Source organism: Pseudomonas sp. MPR-R2A5 (assembly GCF_058793055.1).
The window spans coordinates 72,426-83,534 of the sequence record NZ_JBXAFK010000035.1 but is presented as its reverse complement, the minus strand read 5'-3'; the positions used below and the strand labels follow the sequence as shown (position 1 = coordinate 83,534).

The window sequence follows — 11,109 nt, the reverse complement described above, 5'->3', positions numbered from 1 at the left end:
AAGCCCCAAACAGACGCCGGATAGATTTAAGCAAGCCAACCACATCGCCCGTTAATCAGTATTGCAAAAATGGGGGGACCATAGATTTTTTTGCGTGTCGTGCGTTCAACTATCTAGCGCCAGGGGCACCTCGGCGATACCTAGGATGGGTGTTTTCCTCCTAGAAAAGAAAACACCATGACCTCGTCCATCGATCACCCAAGCGCTGCGCCCCCTTCCAGTTCCCCATCCGTTGCAGACGACAGCGATGCGCCACAGGCCCTTCGTGAGCGATTAACGCGGCGGATCAACGCCCATCCCCATCCAAGCCGCCTGATCAATCAGATCGGCCTTGCAGATCGGCGCTGCACAGAGTCGACGCAGGAACTTGCACGCTTGATAGGACGCTCTCCCAAAGTCTTGACGGTTATCCGTGGCGAGTTGCGCAAAGCATTCGGCATGGACCCGGACAGCTTGCTGTTCACCGAATCCAAGCGGCCAAGCGAACCGCGCAAAGTCGACAGTTTGACCGATCGGGCGTTGATGTTGCTGGCGTTGCCCGTGGTGATGGCCAACGTTAGCCAGTTCACCGCGCTGAGCGTCAAGGGAGATCCGGGTTGCCGCTTACCGTATACGCCGCTGGAAGCGTTGCAGCGTGTCAATGCGCTGAGGCTCTTTGAGCGATTGGATCACGCGGTTTCTGAATACTGGGGCACGCTGGCGCAGGGCTCCTGGCTCACCCGCCAGGAACGTTGGGTCGAGTTGCAAAAGACGCTCTTCGCTGACCGTGCGTTCATGGCGCGGCAACTTGAGGAGCTATCGAGCGCGGGCATGGCCCTGGTTCAAGCCCTGATCGACGCCCCTGCCGCAGAAGCACGCGAGCGGGCAGGCGGGGAGTGGGCCAGCGTCAAAGTGAGCCAATTGATGTGGCCGGGCACTCCTGCCGTCGCGATGCCCGGGGCCTTGCATCTTTACCGTGAGGGGGAGGCCAGTGATACGCCTCATGTGATTTACCTGTCAGGCACCGCACGCAATTTTTACGAGGCCCCATCCTTCCTTGCCCTTCAGTGCGACCTGCTGGCGTTGAACCGCTCGCTGTTCCACGACCTCTGGCATTGCTTGCCGTTAAGTCGCCGCAAAACCTTGTACCGGCCGGCGGACCTGTCGCCGGCCACCGGCTTCACGCGTGGCTTGGAGGTGAGGGACGATGCGCTGGCGCATGGCGCCCAGGCGTTGCTGGCCGGGCAATGGAGCAATGAGCTGGGGTGTGCGGTGAAGGTGTATTTTGCCCACGTGTTTTCTGACGTGCGGTCTCAGCCGCCACCGCTGGATGCCGTGCTTTTTTTCGCGCAGGTGGAGAGCGCCAGGCGCCAACTGGTCGGCGCTGCCCGGCTCGGGGTCATTGGCGATCAATTGCTCAAATGGGACCAGCAACGACGACGCGAAGAAATCATGTTCACCGGTGTGGCGCCGGGTTTGCCCATGCGTACCGTAGAACAGCAGGTCAAACGCTATGAAAAGGGCCTGGTCGCCTTATTGGCCGCGGATGACCCCTGCGCAGAGACTCCAGCCTATCTGGAGATCATGTCCCAGGTGGGGCGACTCAACGTCCATACCCATGTGCTGAAAACCTTGATGCAAAGCGCGCGGCATCGGCTGCTTGAGTTGGCATTCTGGGCAGAGCGCCCTCATGGGAAGGGAACGGCCAGACGTGTTTCCCTGTTTATGCAAGCCCAGACCGAAGCCTTGCGTTGCGAAGCGCAGTTGCTGCACGGGCTCAAGTTGATCAGTGCGGCCCATCGAGACCTGGTGGTCGAAGTGGTGGCCCAGCCCCTGGCAGCCAAACGCCCGGGCAGCGATACCCGGGTGCTGTCGATCGCGGTGGGCAGCGAACCGGACGCCTTCTACCCACTCCATAATGTTTGGGTGATGACCACGGCGGCTGCGGTGCGGGTTCCGGCCCGCCAGCATCCGGTGGTGCTGTACGCGTTCGGCTCGGAGGGGGGGATTCAGGCGTTTGCCGGTTTGGACGCCTTGACCCGAAGCCTCAAGACGAGCCTGAGCAGCCCGGATGGCTCTGTGCTGTGGGGCACCGTCGAGCGGGATAAACGCTCCGATCTGCGGGGGCATGCGGCACGTGAAACGCTCGCTGTTCGCTACCTTGAGATCCCGGGCAAGCCAGCGCTGGCCTCGCTCAAGAAACTGCTGGGTAGTTACTCTCGCTTGCACAACAGCAACGAGGACATCACGCGTATTTTCAGTGAGGTGACGGACCCCGGGTTGAGCCGCTCGCTGTTGATGGTCGAGCTGGAAGATCAACTGAGTATTCCCCTCAATAACCTCCTGAGCCGGGCTCTGGCCAATGTCGAGCTGCTGCGCAAAGCGGTATCCGAAGCGAAGAAACTGCCCACGTGGTTGGCGCGCGCAAGCCGTGCCCAGCGTAAAAAATTCCAACACTTGGAGCGTGTGTACCTGGGCAGTACCTTTGCCTTTCATGATCGGATCGAGCACTACCTGCCTGACCTGAACACGTTCGCCCGCCAAGCCTTGATCGACCGTTTACGCCAGGATGGTTTTTCCCCGCTGCCGGATATCGACGAGCCTTTGATTGAGCTGCCCGATGATGTGCGCGGCTCTTTCTGTGGCTGGAGCAGCACCTGTACCGTGGGTGATCGCAACATAGTGTTGACGCCAACCACGACGCGCACGACGTTCAGTCTGCTGCAATTGGCGCTGCATAACCTGGACCCGCTGGCGCCCTGGACGCAGTGGCGACTCGATCGCGCCCGCTATCTGCAAGCTGACTGGAAGCAACAGCTCAATGCCGGTTACCTGATCCGCCTGGTGTCTTCACTGGATATCGGTGGGCAATACGACGCGTTGATCAACCGGGCTTTTTACCCACTCATCGGTCCTGGCCGGACGCTCAGCGAAGGACGTATCCCCGCGTTGCTGAATCGCGCCCTGCGTGCGGGCGTTGAACATCATCTGTTCTCGGCGATTCAACGGGGTCTGACAGCCAATGCACAAAACCTGTTCATCGCCGCGATGGCGGCGATAACCCCGCAAGACTTGTGGAAGAGCCCGTACCAGTTGCAATTGCATGTGGTGCATGTGGTGGGGCACACCCTGCAGCACGATCGCTATATCGCGGGGATCGTGGTCGTGCAGGACAAGCTTTCCGGGCTTTGCGTGGTCTACTGGCCCGATGCGCCCCACGGCTTGGCGCTCACTGAGTACAGCAGCCTGCAAGTGGCCCAGGATGAACTCAATCGCATCGGTGCCTTGCCCGATAACGTCAAGGCACTCTCGCGGCAGGTCGCCCCCGGTTGGGCATTCGAGGCGATCACCCATTATCCGGAGGCGGTTGGCGAGCGCGCTGTGGGGGCCGCGCACTTGATTGTCGCGCCGGCTTTTTTCTTCATGAAAGGGATCTGGAAAGGTATCGGTTTTGTTCGCTCATTCAAGGTCAAGCACTTGGAGCCGACGCCGTTGCCGGAAGAAATTGAAAAACTGATCCTCGAGCAGATCGCTTGCGAGCCGCGGGAATGGTTGGCGATCGTCGGAACATCCCACAGCAACGCCCAGGCATTGCTCTACCGTGCCAGCCTGCTTGACCTGCAGCGCCGGACGCAGGCGGCGAGTCAATCCGGCAAGGCGCTGCAAGACTATCGAATTCGGCGCCTTGGTGAGCAGGGCGATACCCGTGCGCGGGCGTTGGTGGCGTTTTTCTCTCCGGCCTTCGGGGTGTTGAACGAAGCCTATGAGTTGTTGCTTTCGGCACGGCGTTATCACCGTTCTGGCGACCCTCGGGATGCCGTCGAAGTCGGTTTCAGGAGCGCCTATCTGGCGATTGACCTGTTGATGAGCTTTATCCCCGGCCCCAAGAGCGCCGGCATGGCGCGCCCCGCGCTGGGTAATGGGCTGAGAAAAATACACCGCTTGCGCATGACACCGTATGACGGGCTTTCACGCCCGGAACCGCCCAAGATGACCCAACTCAAAGCCCTGGAACGCTTCAAAGCCAAGGGTGTGCCCGAGGGCGCGGTGGCGCTTAAAGGGCCTGGGGCGTCCGGCGTCTACGTGAAAAACGGCGAGCTCTTCGTGGCGGATGAAACCCACCATTACCCACTTTACCGGCGCGACAACGAACGGGTATTGCGCCTGAAAAACCAGCAGGCGCTGGGGCAGGACGAACTGATTATCAACGTCCACCAACCTGGGGAGTGGTTACTGGGCGCTGATGCGCCCCAGCCGGTGGCGGGGACGAGTACCGCTGGGCTTGACCCCTGGCGTGCGCCAATGCCGGTAGTGTCGGATTGGCGGCCAACCAGTGTGCGCGCTGCGACGGAACATCGTATTTACCAGTCACCCGCCACAGCCAACGAATGGTTCGATTGGAGGGTTCAGGTTCCTCTCGAGCAGATGTCTGCCGCCACGGAGTTCGGGACGTTTCATGTGAGCCAGGACACCCGAGGGTTTTCCTACGACACTATCTATATCGGGGCGCAATATGACACGCCGACCGTGTCGGGGATCGGGTATTACCGGTTGCTTCATGAGGGTAGCAATGCGCCAAGGAGCGGTATTGCGTTTATTGTCCCGGACGAGCCGCTGGTTTCACGCGCCTACGTGGATATCGAACGTTGGACAAGCACTGCGCCAGGCGAACAGCCGATACCGGTATCGCGCAATGCGACGGGTGACTGGCAAGTGCATACGCGTTTGTTCGACCGGCCGTTGGAGCACTATGTCGGCACGGCCTTCCCTACCATGACCCTGCACAGCCAGAGAATGGCAGCCAGAAGGCTGATCGAGTTGGCCGACACTGCCTACTCGGTCTCGACCACTCACCTGCTCAATATCCGGGCGACGCTGGACAATTGGCTGGCCTCCAATGCCAGGGGCTCGAGCCAGACCGATGACTTGCTGAGAATGTTACGCCGCACCGAACGAGCGCACGGATCAATCCGCATCGGTAACGAGAGCAACGCGCCGGGCTTCACTCGCGTCGACTTCCGGGCTCCCCACTTGGATCCTGTGTTGCGATATAGCGGTCCAGGGAGAACGGCTCAGCGCAACACTGCACAACGCGCCGCCATCCGGAACGTCCTGGAGCAGCAGGGCTTCAACGTGTATGACGTCGAGGTAAGAAGAAACAGGTACCTGAGCAATGAATTTATCGCGACGCACCGTTCTTCCGCGTCAGGCAATGTGTACTACATCAGCGCCCTGTGGGTTGAGCGAGCCAGTGTTCAGTTGAAAGAAAGGCTGACCGATCACTGGTTGAATGTCGCCATCAGAGCCAACCCGGGTTCGCTTCCCGTTGTGAGTGTCCAGCGCGCCATGCAGGAAAATCGATTGGTCCGGATCGTGGCAGGTATTCAATGGCCTGTCTTTCAGGCGGATCCACCCAGTGTTTATTTTGTGAAGGTGTGAGCGCCTCGCCGCGATCGACTCGACAGTGTGCAGGCTGAAGCGTCTGCCAGTGACCTCATCGACTCAGCAGAGACGCTGCCCCGGCCCCGCTGAATAATACGGCGCTGACGCGGTTGAACCCGACCTGGCCCTTGCCGCTGCGCAGGTAGCGTGCCGCTCCCTGTGCGCCGAGCCCGTAGGTCAACTTGCACAGCAGGTCGAGCACCGTCCAGGTGGCGATCATGACCAGCAGTTGCGGCAGGAAGGATTGCCCGCTGTCGAGAAACTGTGGCAGGAAGGCGGCAAAGAACAGAATGTCCTTGGGGTTGCTGGCGCCCAGTACAAACGCGCGGCCAAACAAGCTGCGAAAACGCGGCGTGGCGATGGCCTGTGGTACGTGCACGGCGAGGCTCGGCTGGCGCGATTGCTGCCAGCTTTGCCAGGCGAGGTAGAACAGGTACAGCGCGCCGAGCAGTTTCAATGCGCCGAACAGTTGCTCACTGGCCAGCAGCAGGGCGCCCAGCCCCAGTGCCGATGCACTCAAAAGGCAGACCGAGGCAAACACGCCACCCAGGAATGCGGGGTACGAACCGCGCAGACCATAGTTGAGGCTGTTACTGATCATCAGCAAGGACAGTGGGCCGGGGATCAGGATCACGATCAATGCAGCGCCGCTGAACAGCAGCCAGGTTTCCAGGGTCATGCCTTACTCCTTTTTATAGAAATATGAATTTAGCGATGAAAATCGCGCACAGCACCCACAGGCTGAGGGAAATTTCGCGGTACTTGCCGGTACCTGCTTTCAGCGCCACATAGGTGATAAAGCCCAGGGCGATACCGTCGGCGACGGAGAAAGTCAGCGGCATCATGATCGCGGTCACGATTGCCGGGATGCTGTCGGTGGCTTCATCCCAATGGATATGGGCCATGCTCGCCATCATCAGCATCGCCACATAAATCAGTGCACCGGCCGTCGCATAGGCCGGGATCATGCCGGCCAGCGGTGCGAAAAACATCGCTGCCACAAACAGCACGCCCACGGTCACGGCGGTCAGCCCGGTGCGACCACCGGCCGCGACGCCGGCAGCGCTTTCCACATAACTGGTCACCGGCGGCACGCCGACCATGGCGCCAAACACGCTGGAGGCACTGTCGGCCTTCAGCGCCCTGGACAGGTTATGGATCTTGCCATCGTCGCCCACCAGCCCGGCGCGTTGTGCCACGCCCATCAGTGTACCTGCGGTGTCGAACATGTGCACAAAAAGGAAGGCAAATACCACGCTGATCATGCTGACATTGAATACACCTTTGATGTCCATGGCCATCCAGGTCGGTGCCAGGCTCGGTGGGGTGGAGAGAATGCCGTTGTAGTGCACCAGGCCCAGGCCCCAGCCGGCCAGGGTCACGGCGATGATGCTGATCAGGATCGCGCCAAACACGCGGTGATAGCTGAGGATCGCGATCAATAGAAAACAGATGGCCGCCAGCAGCGGGGCGGGTTCGTGCAGGGAACCGAGTTTGATCAGGGTGGCGGGGCTATCGACGATGATGCCCGCGGTTTTCAGGCCGATCACCCCGAGAAACAGCCCGACGCCGGCGCCCATGGCATGGCGCAGGCTGACCGGGATGCTGTTGAGCAGCCATTCACGCACGCGCGACAGTGTCAGGAGCATGAACAGCACGCCAGAGATGAATACCGCACCCAGTGCGGTCTGCCAGGTGTAGCCCATGGTGCCGACCACGGTGTAGGTGAAAAACGCATTCAAGCCCATGCCCGGCGCCAGGCCCACCGGCCAGTTGGCATACAGGCCCATCAACAGGCACCCCAGGGCGGCGGCGATGCAGGTGGCGACGAACGCCGCACCGTGGTCGATACCGGCGTCGGCCATGATGTTCGGGTTGACGAAGATGATGTAGGCCATGGTGATGAAGGTGGTGAGGCCGGCGATCAGCTCGGTCTTCACTGTGGTGCCATGCAAGCGCAGTTTGAACAGGCGTTCGAGCCAGCCGTGGTTCGTGTGGGTGAGGTTCGGCGGGGCGAGGTCCAGCGGGGCTTCGGATTTGCGGCTATCCACAGCGAGTACTCCTCAAGCATTTTATTGTTATGTCCAGCGCGCACGCGCTGTGAGGTACTGGCGGGTTTGTTGACCAATAGGTCAGGAACTCGCACGAAGCGAATTATGCTTTTGTATACAAAGAAAGCAAATAATGTTTTCTATTTCTTGTGCGAAATAGATGAAAGGCACATCCCGGTGGGGGTTGTGGCAAGCGGGCTGGCCTGTGGCGAGCGGGCTTGTTGTGGCGAGCGGGCTTGCCCCGCGTTGGGGCGCGAAGCGGCCCCATGGCAGGCGTGTGTTTCTAACTGACACACCGAGGTGTCTGGTTTTGGGGCCGCTTCGCAGCCCAACGCGGGGCAAGCCCGCTCGCCACAACACGCCCGCTCGCCACAGTAATTCCGCTTGCCACGGCGATCACGGCGGCCCTGCAAGGGCCTGGTTCACCGCCAACCAGCCGGTTACCGCTTCTTCGCCTGCTTCGGCGAAGGCGCGCTGCAGCAATTTCACCTGTTCGCGGCGCAGTGACTGCTCGAAACGCCGGCCGTCCTCGGTCAACGCCAGCAAGCGTTTACGCTTGTCGGCCTCGGACGCGACACTGTCCACCAAGTGCATTTCCTGCAATTGGCGCAACGGCATGTTCAGCGCCTGCTTGCTCACGCCCAGCAATTCCAGCAGTTCCTTCACGCTCAGGCCCGGGTAGCGCGCGATAAAAAACACGATGCGTTGGTGCACCCGGCTCAGGCCGCGGCGCTCGAGCATTTCGTCGGCCTTGGCGGTAAACGCCTGGTAGCCGAAGAAGAACGCTTCCATGGCGGCTTGCTGACTGTTCTGGTTTTTAAGGTCAAGCATATTGACGTATCTACTCAAGTCGTCGTAATTTCGGTCAACTAGTTTGACGTATTTCCCACAGGCTTCGCTAGCGGTGACCTTATGGCCTTCTCTGAACGTGTTACGCGCCTCAAAAGCTCCTTGATTCGTGAAATCCTCGCGGCGGCCCAGCGCCCGGAAGTGATGTCGTTCGCCGGAGGCTTGCCCGCCGAAGCGATGTTGCCGGCGTTGAACTGGGATGGCATGCCGCTGAATATCGGCCAGTACGGCATGAGCGAAGGCGAGCCGCAACTGCGTGAATTGCTCGCTGCCAAGGCCCGCGCCCTTGGCGTGCCGTGCCAGGCCAGCCAAGTGCTGGTGGTCAGCGGCTCCCAGCAGGCCCTGGACCTGGCGGCCAAGCTGTATATCGATAAAGGCACTCAGATCCTACTGGAAGGCCCGACCTACCTGGCCGCCTTGCAGATCTTCCAACTGTTCGGCGCCGAATGCCTCACCGTGCAACTGGAAACCGACGGCCCGAACCTGGCCGCCCTGCGTGCCAGCCTTGAACGCCATCGGCCGGCGTTCATTTACCTGATCCCGACGTTCCAGAACCCGTCGGCGGTGCGCTACAGCGAAGCCAAGCGCGAGGCTGTCGCGGCTTTGCTCGACGAGTTCGGCGTGACCCTGATCGAGGACGAACCCTACCGCGAGCTGACCTTCGATGGCGGCAGCGCGCAGCCCATTGCCGGCCGCCTGAAAAAGGCCAGCTGGATCTACACTGGAACGGTGTCCAAGACCTTGTTGCCCGGCCTGCGCGTCGGCTACCTGATCGCCAGCCCCGACCTGTTCCCGCATTTGCTCAAGCTCAAGCAATCGGCTGACCTGCACACCAACCGCGTCGGCCAGTGGCAAGCGATGCAGTGGTTGGGTACCGACAACTATCAACAGCACCTGGTCGAGCTGCGCGGTTTTTATCGCGAGCGACGCGATGCTTTTCAGGCTGCATTGGCGCGTCACTTCAGCGAGTTGGCCGACTGGCAAGTGCCCCAGGGCGGATTATTCTTCTGGCTGACCTTGAAACAGCCGCTCGATACCCGCACCTTGTTGGCTCCTGCACTCGATCAGGACGTCGCGTTCATGCCCGGTGAACCGTTCTTTTCCGAGCCGGACCAGCACCTGGGTTCACTGCGGCTCAATTTCAGCCATATCGACCCGTCCCGCCTGGACGAAGGTCTCAAGCGCCTGGCCGCAGTGGTCCGTCAAGCACAGCACGCGCAAGCGGCATAAGGGGAGCCCCATGTATAAGGTTTATGGCGATTACAAATCGGGCAACTGCTACAAGGTCAAATTGATGCTCAACCTGTTGGGCATCCCGTACCAGTGGGTGGATGTCGACATCCTCAACGGCGACACCGAGACCCCGGAATTCCTGGCCAAGAACCCCAACGGCAAGATCCCGGTGCTGGAACTCGAAGACGGCACCTGCCTGTGGGAATCCAACGCGATCCTCAACTTCCTGGCCGATGGCAGCCAGTTCCTGCCCACCGAGCCGCGCCTGCGCACGCAAGTGCTGCAATGGCAGTTCTTCGAACAGTACAGCCATGAGCCGTACATTGCGGTGGCGCGGTTTATCCAGCTTTACCTGGGGCTACCGGAAGATCGCCAGGAGGAATACAAGAAGCTGCACAAGGGTGGCTACAAGGCGCTCAAGGTCATGGAGCGCCAGTTGCAACTCACGCCCTACCTGGTCGGCGACCAGTTCTCCATTGCCGACGTGGCGTTGTATGCCTACACCCATGTGGCCGAGGAAGGCGGTTTTGATCTGGCGCCGTACCCGGCCGTGCGGGCTTGGTTGGAGCGTGTGGCCAGCCATCCCAGACATATCGCGATGCTCGACTGACTGACGCGGTCAAAAACTCTGGGAGGGTGTGTCGGACAGTTCCTCATTCAGCAGGTCGAAACAACGTTGTGCCGCCGGGCTCAGCCCCATCCCGCTACGACTGATCAACCCGATCTCCCGGTTCACGCCGGGATGATCGATGTGGATACGTTTCAACCCCTCCAGGCTGTCCGCCGCCGACTCCGGCAGCACACTGATTCCCAGGCCCTGGCGCACCAGCGCCAACACCGTCGACATGTAGTTGGCTTCCATGCCGGCGTGCATCGTCAGCCGCATCTCATCGAACAGCCCATCCACTTGCTCACGCACGCTGCTGTCGCGGCCGGTGAGGATGATCGGCTGGTCGGCCAGTTGTTGCAGCGTCAACTGGCGATGGTGGGCGAGGGGGTGATCCAGCGGTACGAACGCGCACAAACGATCATTAAGCACCGGTACGAATTCCAGGCCATGGCTCAACCGCGCGCGTACGCCGATACCAAAATCCACCTCGCCTGCGCGCACCTGGGCGTGAATGCGGTGGGCCACCAGGTCCTGCAAGCGCACTTCGATCCCGGCAAAACGCTCGCGAAACAGGCGCAACGCCGGGGGCAGGGCGCCTGCGCAGACCGAGGGCAGGGCGGCGATGGTGACCACGCCCCGGCGCAGGGCGGCCAGGTCGCGGGAGCCAGTGACGATGTTGTCCAGGTCCAGCAGCAGCTTTTCCATCGGCCCACGGGCTTCCTGGCCGGCGGCGGTGATGCTCACATGGCGCGGGCTACGGTCCAGCAGGGTGACGCCGAGCCAGTCCTCCAGTTGTTGCACCTGGACTGTCAGTGCCGAAGGAGACAGGTGCAGTTCATTGGCGGCCTTGGTGAAACTTCCGGTACGGGCCACCGCGAGAAACGCTTGAATATGCTGGATTGAGTTCTTCATTTTGTTTTTCCGAACATACGGGGCTGAATATTC

Annotated in this window: 7 protein-coding genes; 3 read left to right on the top strand and 4 right to left on the bottom strand. The window is 60.7% G+C overall.

The window, feature by feature from the left end:
* The first annotated feature begins 177 nt into the window (after positions 1–177).
* Positions 178–5,418, top strand: a complete 5,241-nt coding sequence (locus tag AC1Q6I_RS23295) for a dermonecrotic toxin domain-containing protein (RefSeq protein WP_102625733.1) — start codon at positions 178–180, stop codon at positions 5,416–5,418.
* 55 nt (positions 5,419–5,473) lie between these two features.
* Here AC1Q6I_RS23295 and AC1Q6I_RS23290 read toward each other — a convergent pair whose 3' ends face one another.
* The 3 genes from AC1Q6I_RS23290 to AC1Q6I_RS23280 all read right to left on the bottom strand — a co-directional run bounded on the left by AC1Q6I_RS23290 (position 5,474) and on the right by AC1Q6I_RS23280 (position 8,303).
* The gene (locus AC1Q6I_RS23290; protein ID WP_024076643.1) at positions 5,474–6,100 is read right to left on the bottom strand and encodes a LysE family translocator; all 627 of its coding nucleotides are present in this window, start codon (positions 6,098–6,100) and stop codon (positions 5,474–5,476) included.
* Between the two features lie 13 nt (positions 6,101–6,113).
* Positions 6,114–7,445, bottom strand: coding sequence for an NCS2 family permease (locus AC1Q6I_RS23285; RefSeq protein ID WP_205896041.1), 1,332 nt, complete (start codon positions 7,443–7,445; stop codon positions 6,114–6,116).
* Between the two features lie 423 nt (positions 7,446–7,868).
* A complete protein-coding gene (locus AC1Q6I_RS23280; RefSeq protein WP_024076641.1) occupies positions 7,869–8,303 on the bottom strand; it encodes a MarR family winged helix-turn-helix transcriptional regulator in 435 nt (144 codons plus the stop codon).
* 81 nt (positions 8,304–8,384) lie between these two features.
* Here AC1Q6I_RS23280 and AC1Q6I_RS23275 point away from each other — a divergent pair, with 81 nt between their 5' ends.
* Both AC1Q6I_RS23275 and AC1Q6I_RS23270 read left to right on the top strand, forming a co-directional pair.
* Positions 8,385–9,551 carry an aminotransferase-like domain-containing protein gene (locus AC1Q6I_RS23275; protein ID WP_102625229.1) on the top strand — a complete coding sequence of 389 codons (1,167 nt, stop codon included), beginning with the start codon at positions 8,385–8,387 and terminating at the stop codon, positions 9,549–9,551.
* Between the two features lie 10 nt (positions 9,552–9,561).
* On the top strand, positions 9,562–10,164 hold the full coding sequence (locus AC1Q6I_RS23270; RefSeq protein WP_024076639.1) for a glutathione S-transferase family protein: 603 nt from the start codon (positions 9,562–9,564) through the stop codon (positions 10,162–10,164).
* Positions 10,165–10,173: 9 nt separating this feature from the next.
* Here AC1Q6I_RS23270 and AC1Q6I_RS23265 read toward each other — a convergent pair whose 3' ends face one another.
* Complete coding sequence (locus tag AC1Q6I_RS23265) at positions 10,174–11,076, bottom strand: LysR family transcriptional regulator (protein WP_024076638.1); 903 nt, start codon at positions 11,074–11,076, stop codon at positions 10,174–10,176.
* Positions 11,077–11,109 lie beyond the last annotated feature (33 nt).

What these genes read in the sequence shown, in the direction of transcription:
- AC1Q6I_RS23265 (WP_024076638.1), bottom strand. Translation starts at nt 11,076, where the DNA reads ATGAAGAACTCAATCCAGCATATTCAAGCGTTTCTCGCGGTGGCCCGT.
- AC1Q6I_RS23290 (WP_024076643.1), bottom strand. Translation starts at nt 6,100, where the DNA reads ATGACCCTGGAAACCTGGCTGCTGTTCAGCGGCGCTGCATTGATCGTG.
- AC1Q6I_RS23280 (WP_024076641.1), bottom strand. Translation starts at nt 8,303, where the DNA reads ATGCTTGACCTTAAAAACCAGAACAGTCAGCAAGCCGCCATGGAAGCG.
- AC1Q6I_RS23275 (WP_102625229.1), top strand. Translation starts at nt 8,385, where the DNA reads ATGGCCTTCTCTGAACGTGTTACGCGCCTCAAAAGCTCCTTGATTCGT.
- AC1Q6I_RS23270 (WP_024076639.1), top strand. Translation starts at nt 9,562, where the DNA reads ATGTATAAGGTTTATGGCGATTACAAATCGGGCAACTGCTACAAGGTC.
- AC1Q6I_RS23295 (WP_102625733.1), top strand. Translation starts at nt 178, where the DNA reads ATGACCTCGTCCATCGATCACCCAAGCGCTGCGCCCCCTTCCAGTTCC.